Genomic DNA, 15379 nt, shown 5'->3' on the forward strand with positions numbered 1-15379 from the left:
GTCACCTCCGGATGGCTGCCGGACCGCCTTTCACCGCCACCAGCGAGGCGACGGCGTCGAGCACGTCCGCATCGGTCACCGAGTCGAGGCAGGGGTGTCCCGGCACCGGGCAGGTACGGGCGCGGGTTCCGGCACACGGCGCGTCCTGCCGGCCGAGCAGGATGTGCGGTACGCGGTAGGGGGCCCAGCGTTCGGCTGGCACGACGGGCGCGAAGAGGCAGACGACCGGGGTGCCTACGGCCACGGCGAGGTGCGAGGGGCCGGTGTTGCCCGTGACCACGGCACGAGCTCCGGCGAGCACCCCTGCGAGTTCCGCGAATCCGGTGCGGCCGCCGAGGTCGAGCGCGCAGTCGGCGGCGACGTCAGCGGTCAGTTCCTTCTCCGCGGGACCGCCGGTGACGACGACGCGGTGGCCCGCGGCGTCCAGGGCCGCGACGGCGCGGGCGGCCCGCTCGGGGCTCCAGGCGCGGGCCGGCACGGCGGCTCCGGGGTGGACGACGACGTAGGGATCGGTGCCGGTGAGGGGCGTGGTGTCCGGGGGCTCGACGATGTGGAGGGCTCCGTCGTCGCCGGGCGGGAGGGCGAAGCCGGCGGCCTCCGCGAGGTCGAGTGCGGCACGTGCCTCGTGCCGGTGCGGGCCCCGGTGGTGCCGCAGGTCGAGGAGCGATCCGGGGTAGTGCTCGCTGTCGGCACCGATCCAGGGGATGCCGGCCATCTTCAGGAGCAGGGCGGCCGGCAGCGGGCTCTGGTGGTAGGAGGCGAGGATGAGGGCGCGGTCGAAGCGGCGCGCCGCAACGGCGTCCATGAGCGCGTCGACGGAGTCGCGGCGGACGGGTGCGGGATCGAGGCCCACCCAGGGTGCGTCGTGCACCAGCACGTCGTCCACGCCGGGCAGCAGCCGCGCGGCACGTTCGCCGAGCGGGCCGCACAGGACCGCGGTGTACGCGGAGCCCGTGGCGACGGCGCGTACGGCGGGAGAGGCGAGCAGGACGTCTCCGGCGCTGTCGAGCCGTACGACGAGGGTGCGGGGCCCCGCGCGGTTCCCGGTCAAGGGGCACCTCCCGGCGGCGCCGGCCGTGACAACAGCCGCTGCACGGCGCTGAGCAGGTCGGGGGCCGTCTCCAGGGCGGCGGTGATCTCGTGGTCGAGGGTGACCTCGTTGGGGACGAGCATGCCCCGTGCCCCTGCCGCTCGGGCGGCCTCCATGTCCGAACCGATGTCACCGATGACCACGGCGTGGCGGGGGTCGATGCCGAGCCGTGCGCAGGCGGCGAGGACGAGGCCGGGGGCCGGCTTGCGGCAGGCGCAGCGGTCGCCTGGGCCGTGCGGGCACACAGCCCACACGTCGACGGGGCCGAGCAGCTCCTCGACGCGTCGCTGCACGGATACGACCTGGGCGCGCGTGATCAGGCCCCGGGCGACCCCCGACTGGTTGCTGACGACACCGACCGGCAGGCCCTGGGCCCGTACGGCGTCGAGAGCGGAACGAGCTCCGGGCATGAGGCGTACGCGTGCGGGGTCGCCGTTGTAGGGCACATCCTCGATCAGCGTGCCGTCACGGTCGAACAGAACCCCGGCCGGCTGCGGCCCCGCACGGGGGCGTGTGCGTGCGATCTGCCGGTGGCGTGCGCCTGAGGCGAACAGCCACGGCCTGCTCTGGGCTGTGGCCCCTGATGCCAGTGGGGCTGATGTGGCCATCACACCCTCCTGGTATCCGGATGAAGCGCCACCAAACGTAGCGTTCGATGACAATCCGCATGGAACCGAACGAACCCCTTGGCGGGCCCGCTCGTTCCGCTACGCGCGCGCATCGAACACCGTCCGGTGTCGTGCGGCGACGCGCTGGGGGTGAAGGGGGCTGCCCGGCGCCGCCACGCCCCTGAAAGGGCCGTGGCGCCGGACGATGCCTTTCATCCAGTGGGCCGCCGCGACCGGCGGGATGAGCAGGCTGCTGGCCACCATCGTGGTGACCTCGTCGCGGGTCCGCGGCCCGGGCAGGATCCGCGCCGCGGCGAACTCCGCGGTTCCGGCGAGCCACAGTGCCGCCGTCACCGCGGCCGCGCGCGGGCGGCCTGCCACGCCGCACAGCAGGCAGGCCGCTGCTGCCCCCGTGACGGCGAGGTGCCGGGGCAGGCGGCCCCGCGGCGCTCCGGCCCGCTCCCACCAGTCACGGCCGTGGATACGGTTCATCAGCACATCGTCCGCGTTGCCCGCCTGCATCCTGACGGAGACCCAGCGGTCGGCCGGCCTGACCGGATGGGTTGTCCGACGCGTGCCCACGGTCAGCTCCCAGCCATCCTCGGCGATCCGGAGCGCCAGGTCGGCGTCCTCGCGGAAGGCACGGGGGAAGCGCTCGTCGAAGCCGCCGACGGCTTCCAGGGCCGCGCGCCGGTACGCCATGTCAGCGGTGATCCAACGGGCGGTGGCGAGCCCGGCGGTGTTCCGCTCCCAGTCGGTGGCCCGGCGGTCCTCCGGGAGAGGAACGCTGATCCGGCCCTGCACGCCGGCCGTGCGGGGGCCTGCCGCCAAGAGGTCGGCGGCGAGGTCCGCGGCCCAGGTCGGGCCGGGGACCACGTCGTCGTCGAGGAAGGCGATCCACTGCTCGTGGGCGGCTGCCCATCCGGTGTTCCGGGCGGCAGCGGGCCCTGCGGCACGGCCCCGGACGACTTCGACGAGCGGCCGTAGGGCGTCGGGTATCGCGCCTGCCAGCGAGTCCCGGTCGCCGGGCGGCCGCCGGTCGTCGACCAGGACGATGCGGCGCGGATACGGCCCGCGTCCGTCGGCCAGCGCACGCAGGCACACGGACAGGCTGGGCCGACCCAGTGTCGGGATGACGATCGCGTACTCGGGATTCGAGCCGTCCCCGCCGCGCCGGTCGAGACCGCCCACCCTCTGACGCCCGCTCACCGGCCTCCCCCGTCGCCCACGTCCGCCCCTTCCGACCGCCCGCCCGCGAAGAACACCCCGCGCCGGACCACGAACGGACCGATGGCCAACAGGTCCACCGGGGCGGAGCCGAAGCACTCCAGGGCGTCGCGCGGGTCGTCGACCATCGGACGGCCGGCCGTGTTGAGGCTGGTGTTGACCACGACGGGCAGGCCCGTCAGTCGTTCGAAGGAGCCGAGCATGCGGGCGACCAGTGGTTCGGTGGCCGGGTCGACGGTCTGGATGCGGGCCGTGCCGTCCACGTGGACCACAGCCGGGATACGCTCCCGCCACTCGGGCGCCACATCGTGCACGAAGAGCATGTACGGGCTGGGAAGCGGGCCGTCGAAGATCCCGGCGGCGCGGTCGGCCAGCACCATGGGTGCAACGGGCCTGAACTGCTCGCGTCCCTTGACGTCGTTGAGCCGCTCGAGGTTTCCCGAGCGCCCGGGATGGGCCAGCAGTGACCGGTGGCCGAGGGCCCGCGGCCCGTACTCGGCGCGGCCCTGGAACCAGGCGACGATGGCGTCGTCGGCAAGCGCCTCGGCTACCGTTTCGGCGACGTCGGCTGGGCGCTCGTACGGCACGGCGGCCGTCTTCAGCCAGGCCTCCAACTCCGCGTCCGACCAGCCACGTCCGAGGTCGGCGCCCGTCATCGGCTCGGTGTGCTCGCCGCCTTCAGCCGCGAGGTACAGGGCGCCGCCGAGCGCGGTGCCGGCGTCGCCCGCGGCGGGCTGCACCCACACCCTGTCGAACGGACCTTCCCGCGCGATACGGGAGTTGGCGACGCAGTTGAGCGCGACTCCCCCGGCCATGGTGAGGACGCGGTCCCCGGTCTGGCCGTGCAGCCAGCGCACGAGGTCGAGGAGGATTTCCTCCAGGCACTTCTGTGCGCTGGCCGCGAGGTCCGCGTGGTCCTGCGACCACGCCTCACCGGGCCGTATCGGACTGCAGAACTCCGTCCACGGCACCCCGGTGGCATGGAAGCCGCCGTCGCCCGTGGCGTACACGTACTTCCGCAACTCCCCCAGCATCCGAGGGGTGCCGTACGAGGCGAGGGCCATCACCTTGTACTCGTCGGAGGAGCGGAGGAAGCCGAGGTGTTCCGTGAGTTCCTCGTAGACGAGGCCGAGGGAGTGCGGCAGCCGCTGGCCGTGGAGGGGTTCCAGGTGGCCGCCGACACGGCGCCCGGCCAGATGGGAGGTCGCCTCGCCCCGGCCATCCAACACCAGTACGGAGGAGGGCTCGGCGTCGGGCGCGGCCAGTGCGCTCGACGCGGCGTGCGCCATGTGGTGGGGGACGAACTTCACGATGCGCGGGTCGAGCCCGGGCAGGGCGGTGCGCAGGAAGCGGGGGGCCTGTTCGGCGTACATGAGGCGCAGGTGGTCCCACGGGTCGTCGAGCCCCATCTCGCCGGCCGGGCGGGCCAGCGCCGGGGAGAAGGAGTAGGCGACGGCGTCCAGGTCCTCGGGCCTGAGGCCGGCCTGGCGCAGACACCATGAAGCCGATTTCTCGGGTAGTTCCCAGGCGGAGAACGGCACGGGCCGCTTGCCGTGCTTGCGCCGCGTGAACCGTTCCTCCTCCGCCGCGGCGACGGTGTGCCCGTCGATGACCAGAGCGGCGGCCGGGTCGTGGAAGAGAGCGTTGATGCCGAGAACGCGCATAGGGGTGCCCTTTCGGCGGCCCGGTGGCCGCGGTCAGTCACTGACTGCTTGAGGGGCGGCGGGCGGCGCGGCGAATTCAGCCCGCCGCCTGGCCGCGGTACCAGCCGATCGTCCGGGCGAGGCCCTCGTCGGCGGAGATCCGCGGCTCCCACTGGAGCTTGTCGCGGGCCAGCGTGATGTCCGGACAGCGCACGGCGGGATCGTCCGCAGGGCGTTCGATGAAGCGGACGGTGGAGTCCGATCCCGCGAGTTCGATGATCTTGTACGCCAGGTCGAGCATGGTGATCTCGTCCGGATTGCCGATGTTGACGGGCCCGGGCAGATCGGATGCGGCCATGGCGAGGATGCCGCGCACGGTGTCGTCGATGTAGGCGAGGGAGCGGGTCTGCTGCCCGTCGCCGGTGACGGTGAGCGGTTCGCCGGCCAGGGCCTGGCGGACGAAGGTGGGCACCGCACGGCCGTCGTACCCGCGCATGCGCGGGCCATAGGTGTTGAACAGCCGCACGATGCCCGTTGCGGTGCCGTGCACCCCCGCCTCTGCTGTGGTGAGTGCCTCGCCGAAGCGCTTGGCCTCGTCGTACACGCTGCGCGGACCGACCGGGTTGACGTTGCCCCAGTAACTCTCACTCTGCGGGTGCTGCTGCGGATCGCCGTACGCCTCCGAGGTGGAGGCGAGCACGAAGCGCGCTCCGTGGCGGCGGGCGAGCATCAGCGCGTTGCGTGTGCCCAGACTGCCGGTCTCGAGCGTGTGCAGCGGCAGTCGCAGATAGTCGGCAGGCGAGGCCGGGGACGCGAAGTGCAGGACGAGGTCGGTGGGCCGTGCGATGTCGAACGGCTCGGTGACGTCGGCCCGCAGCAGGCTGAACTCCGGTCGGCCCGCGAGCTGGGCCACGTTCTCGGGCGTACCCGTGCAGAAGTCGTCGACGCAGGTCACAGCGGTTCCGTCGGCGATCAGCGCCGTGCACAGGTGGGAGCCGACAAAGCCGGCTCCGCCGGTGACCACGGCGTGTTCCCAGCGAGGGGAGGGTGCGGCAGCCATGGAATCTCCCTCCGGCGACGGTGACTCAGGTGCCCTTGCCCTTGAAGATGGCCTTCTGGACCTTGTCCGGTCCGTCGAACTCCTTCTCCCGCAGATGGGCGATCGTGTCGACGACCTTCTGGTCGGCCTTGTTCTTCTTCGCGAGCTCGGTCAGGTGCTCCCGGTCAGTGGGGTAGCTGGCGCCTTTCAGGGCTTTCTGCAGCTCGGTGGGGTTGATCTCGGCCATGACGTGCCTCCGAGAGGTGCGGACGGTGCGCCGAGCGGATCCGTGAGGTTCCGCTACGCGCTGTTGCGTTCCGCCGAGTACCCCCACCTCTGTCATGAAATCACGCTTCCGCCACTTCTACCCCTCCGGCCACTTTCACCCCTTTTACATCGGGGTGTTCGTGGAGGTGGTAGATCGCGAACGCGCGCCGGATGACCGGCTGGGCGACATTGCGCACCCGTATGCCGCCGCTGGTGAGGCCGTGCTCCGTGCCCTGGTGGGCGTGGCCGTGGACGGCCAGGTCGGCCCCCGCCTCGTCCATCGCCTCGGCCAGCAGGTAGCTGCCGAGGAACGGGTAGATCTCCAGCGGCTCGCCGGCCAGGGTGTCGGGCACCGGGGAGAAATGGGTGAGCGCGATACGGAAGGCGCAGCCTGCCTGCGCCAGCTGTTCGAGCGCACCGCGCAGGCCGTCCGCGCAGCTACGGGTGCGGCGCACGAAGGACTTCATCTCCGGCTCCCCGAACTCGCTTCCGCAGCGTCCTGCGAAGCCTCCGCCGAACCCCTTGGTTCCGGCGACGCCGACGAGCGCGCCGCCCACCTTGAAGACGGCGCCTTCGCCTTCCAACACGGTCACGCCCGCGCTCCGCAGGATGGCCGTGACCTCCTCGGGACGCTCGTCGTGGTGGTCGTGGTTGCCCAGCACGGCGACCACAGGAACCGGCAGCCCGGTCACCTCGTCGGCCACGACCTGCGCCTCGTCGGGCTTGCCGTGGCGGGTGAGGTCCCCGGCCAGCAGCAGCAGGTCGGCACAGTCGTGCAAGGTCTCGAAGGCGGGACGGAACAGTCCACGGCTGTCCTTCCCCATGTGGATGTCTCCGACGGCCGCGACACGGATCATGAGATCTCCTCGGGGTGGTCGGGGGCCGTGGCATCGGCCAGCACGATGTCGGCTCGTACCGGCATGTCCGGCAGTTCCTCGGCGGCGACGCGGAGGATCGCCTCGCGGTCGCCCGCGGTGGACGCGGTGCCGGTGATGTGGACCGTGTCGCCCCGGTACTCGATGCGCATGCCCATCTCGGCCAGCTCCTCGCCGACGAGCCGCTCCTGCAGGTGGGCGATGCGGTACTCGGTGTTCCGCGCTGTCGCGCCGGGCTTACCGGCAGCGGCGTCAGGTCCGGTTGCCATGGCCGTCCTCCTCCGGCTCGATCACGTTCAGACGTTCCAGCAGATAAAGGAACGCGTCGGGCATGGGTTCGTCGCGGCACTCGCGCCGGATCAGGGACCAGTCGATCTTCTCCCGCAGAGTGCGGGCGATCGGCAGCACGGCACCGAAGTCGCAGTGGTGCTCGGTGAACGCCTTGAGCCGCCCGAGGAGCAGATCGGTCGCTGTGAGGACGGGCATGCGGACGGACTCGACCATCAGCTCCTCGGCCCGGTTCAGCAGTTCACGGCTCACCGGAGCGCGCGCCATCTGGAAGATCAGGTCGATGTCCTGGCCACGGCACCGGGACTTGAGCAGCCAGTCCTCCGGCGGCTGGAAGACATCCAGTCCGGCCTTGCGCAGGGTGGCGGCGGCGGCCTCGGCGTCACCGGGCAGCACACAGAAGTCGACGTCGTGTTGGAGTGTCGCCGGGCCGCCGTGGGCGTACACAGCGACGCCCCCGGCGAGCGCGAACGGGTGCTCGCCCGCCTTCAGGAGGGCCGCGACCTCCTTCGTCGCCTCGAGAATGGCCGGCGTGCGGTTCGGGGGCAGCTCGTCGACGTCCGGGCCGGCGCTGTCGCCACCGGCTTGCCCTCCGTCCCGTACCTTCATGGCGTCACTCCAGGCATGAATGGTGACTTCCGTGGCTTGGGTCTCATCTCCATGTCGTCGTCGCGGTGTCCGAGGTCTGTAGTCCGCGGTGTCCGAGGTCTGTAGTCCGCGGTGTCCGAGGTCCGTAGTCGCGGTATCCGAGGTCTCAGGGCTCACCGAGCTCTCAGGGCCAGGACGGCTCGCTCCGCGGCACCACGACGAGCTCCGGCACCACGCTGCCCACCGGAACGGACAGGGCGTACAGCACGGTGTCGGCGACGATGTCCGGGCTCTGCAGCTTCGAGGTGTCAGCGTCCGGGAAGCGCTCGAGCACGAAAGGAGTCTCCATGCCGCCCGCGATGATCCCGGTGACACCGATGCCCGGGCAGTCCCGCTGAGCCTCTTTGAAGAGTGTGTGCGTGAAGGCACGCAGTCCCGACTTGCCGGCCGCGTACGGCCCGGCCTCGGTCCACGTGCGGTTCGACGCCGTGGAAAGGATGTTCACGATGTGCCCGTGGCCGCGGGCGATCATCCGCCGGTACGACTCCAGGCACAGGTACACGGGCCCCAGCAGGTTGGTGGAGATCACCCGTGTGACCTCCTCGGCCGTCAGGTGCTCGATCGGCTTGGAGACGTCGACGGCGGCGTTGTTCACGAGGACGTCCACGGGTCGCGCACGCTCGTCCAGCTCCCGGAACAACTCCGCGGCCGCACCGGCGTCCCGTACGTCCAGCTCGGCGAACCCCGCGTCGTGTCCCTCCTCGGTGAGCGCGGCGCAGAGTTTCTCCGCCTTGTCCCGGCGGACGTCCGCCACCGTGACCGACGCGCCGGCTGCCGCCAGGCGCCGGGTGATGGACGCACCGAGTCCGCGGGCACCGCCGGTGACCAGCGCGTGACGGCCGCCGAGCCCCGGCCGCTCCGTGCCGCTCACCGGTCCTCGTCCTGCTTCTCGACGCCCTTCAGGGCTTCGTCGTGAGCGGTACCGCCCTCCGTCTGGTAGCCCTCACGGGAACTGGCGGTTCCGGGGATCGCGCGATCCTGCGCCGGGCTCTCCGCTCCCGAGTGGGCCCCGGGCTCCTCCTGGCTGCGCGCCCGCTCCCGCGCGCGAGCGCCGGAACGAGGCTCCTTCGGGTCCTTGCCCTTCGAGGACTTACGGCTCATGGCGTGCTCCTCACGTACGACACGTACGACCGGCACACAGCACGTACGACCGGCCCGTACGACCAGCCGTCGAGTTGCCCGCGGGAGGGTGTTGAAACGGAACACATGCAGGCCGGCGCCTGACCCGTACCCCACCGCCTGTCGGCCCGGAGAATCCGTAGCGGAATACTGCAGGCATGGGATTCCTCGTCTTCATGACCCTGCCCGGCCTGGTCATCCTCCTGACCTTGCTGGCCTTCGCCGACCAGGTGCTGCTTCGCGCCGGACGGGCGGGCCTCCTGCCGTGGCGGAACAGCGCGCGGCAGGGCCAGATATCGGCGACGGGGTTCGAGCAGCTGCACGCAAGCCTTTCGCCGGGGAAGCAGAACGAGTTGAAGGAGCGGCAGTCGGCGCTGGTCATGCGGGACGACGAGGAGGACGGGGCACCGGCGAACCGGACGACGGTCGACCTGGAGCGAGGGACGGCGGTCGTGCGGGCGCGGCAGGCGGGCCGACCCTGACGGCCGATGGCCGCAAGGTCCGCCGCCGACTGCCTCCGTCGGCTTCCGTCGTGCTCAGGCCGCGGCGGAGAGCTCCGGAACCGGAGCAGACGCGGGCGCCGGGGCTGCCGAGGCCCTGCGACGGGTGTGAAGCAGCGCGCCCGCACCGATCGTGCCCGCGATGACGAGGCCGCCCGCCACGAGGGCCCCGCGGGGACCCGCGAATTCCATGAGCAGCCCCAGTAGCGGGGGGCCCGCGAGCCCCCAGCCGGTGCTGGCGCTGCGCCAGACGCCGAGGACACGGCCGCGCATGTGCGGCGGCGGGTCGGTCTGCAGGAGGGTCGTACCGGCCGTGTCGGAGACCGACTCGACCACCGCCATGGGAGCCACCAGCAGGATCAGCAGGGCCAGGCTCGGCGAGAGTCCGGCCACGACCTGGAGGAGCGCACCGGTGGCGGCCAGCGCGGCGACCAGGCGGACGGAGGGGTTCTGCATGCGTCCCGCGATCACGGCGCCGGCGATGCCGCCGACGGCCAGCACGGTCGCGACGGTCCCGAATTCCTCGGTGCCTCCGGCCAGGGGGCCGGTGACCAGGACCGCGAGGGTCAGGCTGTAGTTGCGGCCGAAGACGGCGCTCACCGCAGTGATGCCGGCCAGGGCGACGAGCCGTGGCCTGCGCAGGAAGAACACCAGTCCGTCGCGGGAGCCGGTGCCGCGGGAGCGGCGCTTCTTCGGCCGTGCTGCGGGTGTCGCCGGGATCGTAGACGCCGCGCGATTGGCGGGATCCGCGGGCCGCAGGAACGGAATGACGGCCGCGACGAAGAGGAAGGACAGCCCGTTGGCGGCGTATGCGGCCGCCGTACCGAAGCCGGCCACCGCCACACCCGCGAGCGCGACTCCGATGAGCCGCCCGGCGCTGTGCACGACGGAGCCCAGAGCGATGGCGGACGGCACGTCCTTGGTGGGTACGAGGTCGTTGCCCAGAAGGGCCGTGGCGGGTCCGTCGACCGTGGCGATGAGGCCGGTCACGGCGGCCAGCACCATGAGCACGGGCATGGTCAGCTGATCGAACGCCACCAGGGCGGCCGTGGTGAACGCGACGGCGCCCAGCACGGCCTGGCTGGCAGCCGCCGTGAGCTTGCGCGGCCACGCGTCGACCGCCGCGCCGCCGGCCAGCCCGAGCAGCAGCCCGGGCGCGGCCTGTACCGAGAGCGACAGGCCGGTTGCGGCGGCGGAGCCGGTGATCTGCAGCACCAGCAGGTTCTGGACGGTCAGCTGCATCCACGTCCCCGTGTTGGAGACGAGGTTGGCGAACGACCACCACCGCATGCTGCGGTGGCGCAGGCTGCGCCACGGGGCACGGTCCTCGCGCCGGTCGGTGCCGGAACGGGGCTCGCGCCGGCCGGAGGCGGATCCGGGCCCGCGCCCGCTGGAGGCGGATCGGGGCTCGCGCTGCTCTCGGGCAGAGCCGGGCTCGCGCTCGTCGGAGGCAGTGCGGGGCTTGGGGATCGCGGGGAAAGCGGAAAAGGGCTTCATCGCAAAGGCACGTCAGGGCTCGGGGCGCGGAGGCGGGGCAACAAAAAGACCCCGGTTCGCGGGGCGGCTGACGACTGCGGCAGCGATGCCCCATCCTCACAGACCGACCGGACCCGCGACTCCGCAGCGACATCGCCGACCCCTCATCCCGACCCCAACTCGTCGACCCTCCCCGAATGTTGGTACTGCCCGTGGCTTTGCTCACAAGAAGTGGTGCTCCCCCCGACGATTGGTCCGCCCGGGAGATGGAACCCGGAATTCCCAACCGAGCCGTGGGGAGCGTCACATGAACGACCAGCGGACACGCGACGACGCGCTGCGACCGGAGAAGGCAGTCGATGCCCTGCGGCCGGCCGACCTCGCGGAGATCTCCGCCGAGCTGACCGAGCGGGCCGGGCAGCTCCGCGAGGAGATCACCGCGTCCGACGAGGCAGTGGCGGCACTGCACGCCGACTGCGACCTCGACGCCGCCGATGCCGGTACGAAGATCGCCGCGGCGCAGCAGCTCCGTGCGCGCAGGGACGAGGCGCACGGCCTGCTGCAGCAGACCCTCGACGCCCTGGACCGCCTGCGGAACGGCACCTTCGGCGTCTGCACCTCCTGCGGCCGACCGGTAGGGGCGGCGAGGCTGCGGGCCGTCCCGCACGCCGAGCGGTGCATCGCCTGCACCCGTACGAGCGAGCCGCCGCGTAGCCGGTGAAGATGACCTGCTGTTTCGGCCGAGGCGATTCGGGTTACCGGCATGAGGTCCGTTCCGGAGCGAAAGGCGTGATCCGATGGACCGGCTGAGCCATGCGACGGCAGTGACGCTGCACGTGAACGGGGTGCCGCGGGACCTGGTGGTCGACCATCGCACCACCGTTCTCGACGCCCTCCGCGAGCACCTGGATCTGACCGGGGCGAAGAAGGGCTGCGACCACGGGCAGTGCGGCGCCTGCACGGTCCTGGTGGGCGGCAGGCGGATGAACAGCTGTCTCCTGCTCGCCGTGGCACAGGACGGCGCCGAGATCACCACCATCGAGGGGCTGTCGGAGGGCGGTCGGCTGCACCCTGTTCAGGAGGCGTTCCTCGAACGTGATGCGTTCCAGTGCGGCTACTGCACGCCGGGCCAGATCTGCTCGGCCGTCGGCGCGCTGGAGGAGATGGCATCCGGGTGGCCGAGCGCGGTGACCGATCCTGACCGGGCCACCGATCGAGACGCCGAGATCCGCGAGCGCATGAGCGGGAACATCTGCCGCTGCGGCGCGTACGTCAACATCGTCGCCGCCGTGGGCGACGCCGGGCGACACGAGAGCCCGACTGCGGCTGCCGGGCGACGGGCTGGACAGACCGCGGCTGCCGGGACACACGCCGGCCAGGCCGCCGACGAGCCCGGGGAGGCCTCGCGGTGAAGGCCTTCCGGTACGAGCGGCCCACGGAGCCCGGGGCAGCCGTCGCCGCCCACGGCGGCGCTCCCGACGCCCGCTACCTCGGCGGCGGCACGAATCTTGTCGACCTGATGAAGCTCGGCGTCGAGTCTCCCGGCCTCCTCGTCGACGTGAGCGGACTCCCCCATGGCTCCATCGAGTCGACCACGGGCGGAGGTCTGCGCATCGGGGCCGCCGTGCGCAACAGCGACCTCGCCGCCGACCCCCGCGTTCTCGCCCGCTACCCGGTCCTCTCCCAGGCCCTGCTCGCGGGCGCCTCCGGGCAGCTGCGCAACGCCGCCACCGTCGGCGGCAATCTCCTCCAGCGCACCCGCTGCCTCTACTTCCAGGACGTCGGCAAGCCGTGCAACAAGCGCGACCCCGGCTCGGGCTGCCCCGCCCGCGACGGAGTGCACCGCGACCTCGCGATCCTCGGCGCCTCACCGCACTGCGTCGCCACGCACCCTTCGGACATGGCCGTCGCCCTCGCCGCGCTGGGCGCCGACGTACTGGTCCACGGGCGGCACGGCCCGCGGACCGTACCGGTCACCGAACTGCACCGGCTGCCCGGCGATCATCCGGAACGGGACACCGTGCTCGAACCCGGCGACCTCATCACCCACATCGAGCTGGGCCCGGTCCCGGAGGCCGCCCGGTCCGTCTACCGCAAGGCCCGCGACCGCGCCTCGTTCTCCTTCGCTCTCGCCTCGGTCGCCGCCGCCCTGGACGCACATGACGGCACCGTGCGGCGCGTACGGCTGGCCTTCGGGGCCGTGGCCGCCAAGCCCTGGCGTGCGTGGACCGCCGAGGAGCGGCTGCGAGGTGCCCCGGCCACCGCGGAGTCGTTCGCCCAGGCCGTCGACGCAGAGCTGGCCGCGGCAGAGCCGCTGCGCGACAACGGCTTCAAGATCCCGCTCGTCCGGAACCTGGCCATCCGGGCGCTGACCGACCTCGCCTCCCGGCGGGACGCCGCCGGGGACCGTGATCCGGAGGCATCGCGATGAACCCCCCGAAGGGCGCCGCCCGGCAGCACACCGACACCCGGACCAGCGCCCCCGTCCGCCTCGAGGGCCGCGACAAGGTCACCGGCACGGCCCGGTACGCGGCCGAGTACGCCCCCGACGGCCGCGTGTATGCCTGGCCGATCCCGGCGACCATCGCCAGGGGCAAGATCGTGGCGATCGACTGCGGGCAGGCACTCGCCGAACCGGGCGCCATCGCCGTCCTCACCCATGAGAACGCGCCCCGCCTGGGTGAAACCGGCGACCGGACACTCGCCGTCCTGCAGACCCCGGGGATCGCACACCGCGGCCAGTACGTCGCCCTGGCCGTCGCCGAAACCCTGGAAGCGGCCCGGGCGACCGCTGCGGCCGTACGGGTGGAGTACGCGCCCGAGCGCCACCAAGTGCTTCCCCGCCCGGACCACCCGGATTCCCACGTCCTGGAGGAGGCGGACGACGAGGCTCCGGAGGGCTGGCAGCGCGGCGACGTCGAGGGTGCGTACGCAGCGGCGGAGATCCGCATCGACGCCGTCTACCGCATCCCCGCCCTCCACAACCACCCGATGGAGCCGCATGCCGCGACCGCGCTCTGGGCGGACGGTCAGCTCGTCGTGCACGACTCCAGTCAGGGCGCGGGATGGGTGCGCCAGACGCTCTCCGAACTGTTCGGGATGGACCGCGACCGGATCACCGTCGTCTCCGAGCACGTGGGCGGCGGCTTCGGCTCGAAGGGCACGACACGGCCGCATGCCGTCCTCGCGGCCATGGCCGCGCGCCACGTGGGGCGTCCGGTCACCCTCGCGCTGCCCCGTAACCAACTGGCCGCCGTCGTGGGCTACCGGGCCGCCACGGAGCAGCGGCTGCGGATCGGCGCGGCGGCCGACGGCCGGATCTCGGCGCTGGCCCACGAGGTGGTCTCGTACCACTCCACCATCGGGGACTTCGTGGAGCAGGCGGCCAAACCGGCACGGTCGATGTACGCGAGCCCGCACAGCCGCACCTCGCACCGCGTGGGTCCGCTCGACGTGCCGCCGCCCTCCTGGATGCGGGCGCCGGGCGAGTGCTCCGGGATGTTCGCGCTGGAGTCGGCCATGGACGAACTCGCCGTCGCCTGCGGCATCGACCCCATCGAACTCAGGATCCGCAACGAGCCCGACCGCGACCCCGCATCGGGCCTGCCCTTCAGCAGCCGCCACCTGGTCGAGTGCCTGCGCGAGGGCGCGCGCCGCTTCGGCTGGACCCCCGGTCCACGGCGCCCCGGAAGCCGCACCGAGGGCGGCCTGCTGATCGGCACCGGAGTGGCCGCATCCACCTACTCCGCCGACGTCGAGCCGTCCGAGGCCGAGGCCCACGCCGACGCGTCCGGGAACATCCGCATCCTGCTGAACGCCACCGACATCGGCACCGGCGCGCGCACGATCCTCGCCCAGATCGCGGCCGAAGCACTCGACGTGCCACTGGACCGGGTCCGCATCGAGATCGGCAGCAGCGACCTGCCGTACGCACCGATCGCGGGAGGATCCACGGGAGCGGCGTCCTGGGGCTGGGCCGTGCACAAGGCGGCGACCGCCCTGGCGGCACAACTCGCCGACCGCAACATCCCCTTGTCCGAGGCCGGCCTCCGCATGGCGGTGAACACGGAGGCCGATGTGGCGGCCCGCTCGGCGGAATACGCCCGGCGGTCCTTCGGAGCGCAGTTCGCCGAGGTCCAGGTGGACCGCGACACCGGCGAGACCCGCCTGCGCCGACTCCTGGGGGTGTTCGCCGCGGGCCGCATCCTCAACGCGCGCACGGCCCGCTCCCAGTTCGTCGGCGCCATGACGATGGGCGCCTCGATGGCCCTGCTCGAACACAGCACCATGGACCCGGCTTTCGGGGACCACCCTGAACGCGATCTCGCGTCGTACCACGTCGCCGTGTCGGCGGACGTCCCCGACATCCAGGCGTACTGGATCGAGGAGGAGGATCCGCACCTCAACCCACTCGGCGTGAAGGGCATAGGCGAGATCGGCATCGTGGGCACGGCAGCGGCCGTGGCGAACGCGGTGTACGACGCGACGGGCGTACGGGTGCGCACGCTTCCCGTACGGGTGGAGTCGCTGCTGCCGAATCTCGGCGCGCGGTAACGGGCTGCGACAGCACTGAACGCTGGCCCACCAGGGCAGCACCCG

Annotated in this window: 17 protein-coding genes; 5 read left to right on the forward strand and 12 right to left on the reverse strand. The window is 72.3% G+C overall.

From position 1 onward, the window contains the following. Position 1 precedes the first annotated feature (1 nt). The 11 genes from H1D24_RS16585 to H1D24_RS16635 form a co-directional block, all read right to left on the reverse strand. On the reverse strand, positions 2 to 1051 hold the full coding sequence (locus H1D24_RS16585; RefSeq protein ID WP_181658348.1) for a glycosyltransferase family 9 protein: 1050 nt from the start codon (positions 1049 to 1051) through the stop codon (positions 2 to 4). After that, positions 1048 to 1698, reverse strand: coding sequence for a D-glycero-alpha-D-manno-heptose-1,7-bisphosphate 7-phosphatase (locus H1D24_RS16590; protein ID WP_181658349.1), 651 nt, complete (start codon positions 1696 to 1698; stop codon positions 1048 to 1050). The genes H1D24_RS16585 and H1D24_RS16590 overlap by 4 nt, the downstream gene beginning before the upstream one ends. Before the next feature lie 99 nt (positions 1699 to 1797). Beyond that, complete coding sequence (locus tag H1D24_RS16595) at positions 1798 to 2907, reverse strand: glycosyltransferase family 2 protein (RefSeq protein WP_309484343.1); 1110 nt, start codon at positions 2905 to 2907, stop codon at positions 1798 to 1800. Continuing rightward, a complete protein-coding gene (locus H1D24_RS16600; protein ID WP_181658350.1) occupies positions 2904 to 4589 on the reverse strand; it encodes a carbamoyltransferase family protein in 1686 nt (561 codons plus the stop codon). Before H1D24_RS16600 ends, H1D24_RS16595 begins: the two co-directional genes overlap by 4 nt. A gap of 76 nt (positions 4590 to 4665) precedes the next feature. Then, complete coding sequence (locus H1D24_RS16605) at positions 4666 to 5628, reverse strand: NAD-dependent epimerase/dehydratase family protein (protein WP_181658351.1); 963 nt, start codon at positions 5626 to 5628, stop codon at positions 4666 to 4668. Between the two features lie 25 nt (positions 5629 to 5653). Beyond that, a complete protein-coding gene (locus tag H1D24_RS16610; RefSeq protein WP_181658352.1) occupies positions 5654 to 5854 on the reverse strand; it encodes a DUF2795 domain-containing protein in 201 nt (66 codons plus the stop codon). Positions 5855 to 5954: 100 nt separating this feature from the next. Then, on the reverse strand, positions 5955 to 6731 hold the full coding sequence (locus H1D24_RS16615; protein ID WP_181658353.1) for a metallophosphoesterase family protein: 777 nt from the start codon (positions 6729 to 6731) through the stop codon (positions 5955 to 5957). Beyond that, positions 6728 to 7018 (reverse strand): hypothetical protein, encoded by a 291-nt coding sequence (locus H1D24_RS16620; protein ID WP_181658354.1) that lies wholly within the window; start codon positions 7016 to 7018, stop codon positions 6728 to 6730. The genes H1D24_RS16615 and H1D24_RS16620 overlap by 4 nt, the downstream gene beginning before the upstream one ends. Beyond that, positions 7002 to 7646 carry a hypothetical protein gene (locus H1D24_RS16625; RefSeq protein ID WP_181658355.1) on the reverse strand — a complete coding sequence of 215 codons (645 nt, stop codon included), beginning with the start codon at positions 7644 to 7646 and terminating at the stop codon, positions 7002 to 7004. The genes H1D24_RS16620 and H1D24_RS16625 overlap by 17 nt, the downstream gene beginning before the upstream one ends. Before the next feature lie 163 nt (positions 7647 to 7809). Beyond that, positions 7810 to 8556: an SDR family oxidoreductase gene (locus H1D24_RS16630; protein WP_181658356.1), complete on the reverse strand. Its 747-nt coding sequence runs from the start codon at positions 8554 to 8556 to the stop codon at positions 7810 to 7812. Beyond that, positions 8553 to 8786, reverse strand: coding sequence for a hypothetical protein (locus H1D24_RS16635; RefSeq protein WP_181658357.1), 234 nt, complete (start codon positions 8784 to 8786; stop codon positions 8553 to 8555). The genes H1D24_RS16630 and H1D24_RS16635 overlap by 4 nt, the downstream gene beginning before the upstream one ends. Positions 8787 to 8962: 176 nt before the next feature. Here H1D24_RS16635 and H1D24_RS16640 point away from each other — a divergent pair, with 176 nt between their 5' ends. Next, complete coding sequence (locus H1D24_RS16640; protein WP_181658358.1) at positions 8963 to 9286, forward strand: DUF6191 domain-containing protein; 324 nt, start codon at positions 8963 to 8965, stop codon at positions 9284 to 9286. Between the two features lie 54 nt (positions 9287 to 9340). On the opposite strand, the gene H1D24_RS16645 is transcribed toward H1D24_RS16640, so the two are convergent. Continuing rightward, a complete protein-coding gene (locus H1D24_RS16645) occupies positions 9341 to 10801 on the reverse strand; it encodes an MFS transporter (RefSeq protein WP_181658359.1) in 1461 nt (486 codons plus the stop codon). A gap of 286 nt (positions 10802 to 11087) precedes the next feature. On the opposite strand from H1D24_RS16645, the gene H1D24_RS16650 reads away from it, so the two are divergent. From H1D24_RS16650 to H1D24_RS16665, 4 genes are all read left to right on the forward strand, one after another. Beyond that, on the forward strand, positions 11088 to 11501 hold the full coding sequence (locus tag H1D24_RS16650) for a TraR/DksA family transcriptional regulator (RefSeq protein WP_181658360.1): 414 nt from the start codon (positions 11088 to 11090) through the stop codon (positions 11499 to 11501). 76 nt (positions 11502 to 11577) lie between these two features. Further along, the gene (locus H1D24_RS16655) at positions 11578 to 12192 is read left to right on the forward strand and encodes a (2Fe-2S)-binding protein (protein WP_181658361.1); all 615 of its coding nucleotides are present in this window, start codon (positions 11578 to 11580) and stop codon (positions 12190 to 12192) included. Next, a complete protein-coding gene (locus H1D24_RS16660; RefSeq protein WP_181658362.1) occupies positions 12189 to 13211 on the forward strand; it encodes an FAD binding domain-containing protein in 1023 nt (340 codons plus the stop codon). The genes H1D24_RS16655 and H1D24_RS16660 overlap by 4 nt, the downstream gene beginning before the upstream one ends. Continuing rightward, the gene (locus H1D24_RS16665; protein ID WP_181658363.1) at positions 13208 to 15334 is read left to right on the forward strand and encodes a xanthine dehydrogenase family protein molybdopterin-binding subunit; all 2127 of its coding nucleotides are present in this window, start codon (positions 13208 to 13210) and stop codon (positions 15332 to 15334) included. The genes H1D24_RS16660 and H1D24_RS16665 overlap by 4 nt, the downstream gene beginning before the upstream one ends. Positions 15335 to 15379: the final 45 nt, after the last annotated feature.

Source organism: Streptomyces himalayensis subsp. himalayensis (genome assembly GCF_013778455.1).
In the GTDB taxonomy this organism is placed as follows: Bacteria; Actinomycetota; Actinomycetes; order Streptomycetales; family Streptomycetaceae; genus Streptomyces; species Streptomyces himalayensis.

What these genes read in the sequence shown, in the direction of transcription:
- H1D24_RS16635 (WP_181658357.1), bottom strand. Translation starts at nt 8,786, where the DNA reads ATGAGCCGTAAGTCCTCGAAGGGCAAGGACCCGAAGGAGCCTCGTTCC.
- H1D24_RS16645 (WP_181658359.1), bottom strand. Translation starts at nt 10,801, where the DNA reads ATGAAGCCCTTTTCCGCTTTCCCCGCGATCCCCAAGCCCCGCACTGCC.
- H1D24_RS16610 (WP_181658352.1), bottom strand. Translation starts at nt 5,854, where the DNA reads ATGGCCGAGATCAACCCCACCGAGCTGCAGAAAGCCCTGAAAGGCGCC.
- H1D24_RS16605 (WP_181658351.1), bottom strand. Translation starts at nt 5,628, where the DNA reads ATGGCTGCCGCACCCTCCCCTCGCTGGGAACACGCCGTGGTCACCGGC.
- H1D24_RS16620 (WP_181658354.1), bottom strand. Translation starts at nt 7,018, where the DNA reads ATGGCAACCGGACCTGACGCCGCTGCCGGTAAGCCCGGCGCGACAGCG.
- H1D24_RS16665 (WP_181658363.1), top strand. Translation starts at nt 13,208, where the DNA reads ATGAACCCCCCGAAGGGCGCCGCCCGGCAGCACACCGACACCCGGACC.
- H1D24_RS16655 (WP_181658361.1), top strand. Translation starts at nt 11,578, where the DNA reads ATGGACCGGCTGAGCCATGCGACGGCAGTGACGCTGCACGTGAACGGG.
- H1D24_RS16625 (WP_181658355.1), bottom strand. Translation starts at nt 7,646, where the DNA reads ATGAAGGTACGGGACGGAGGGCAAGCCGGTGGCGACAGCGCCGGCCCG.
- H1D24_RS16640 (WP_181658358.1), top strand. Translation starts at nt 8,963, where the DNA reads ATGGGATTCCTCGTCTTCATGACCCTGCCCGGCCTGGTCATCCTCCTG.
- H1D24_RS16650 (WP_181658360.1), top strand. Translation starts at nt 11,088, where the DNA reads ATGAACGACCAGCGGACACGCGACGACGCGCTGCGACCGGAGAAGGCA.
- H1D24_RS16615 (WP_181658353.1), bottom strand. Translation starts at nt 6,731, where the DNA reads ATGATCCGTGTCGCGGCCGTCGGAGACATCCACATGGGGAAGGACAGC.
- H1D24_RS16590 (WP_181658349.1), bottom strand. Translation starts at nt 1,698, where the DNA reads ATGGCCACATCAGCCCCACTGGCATCAGGGGCCACAGCCCAGAGCAGG.
- H1D24_RS16600 (WP_181658350.1), bottom strand. Translation starts at nt 4,589, where the DNA reads ATGCGCGTTCTCGGCATCAACGCTCTCTTCCACGACCCGGCCGCCGCT.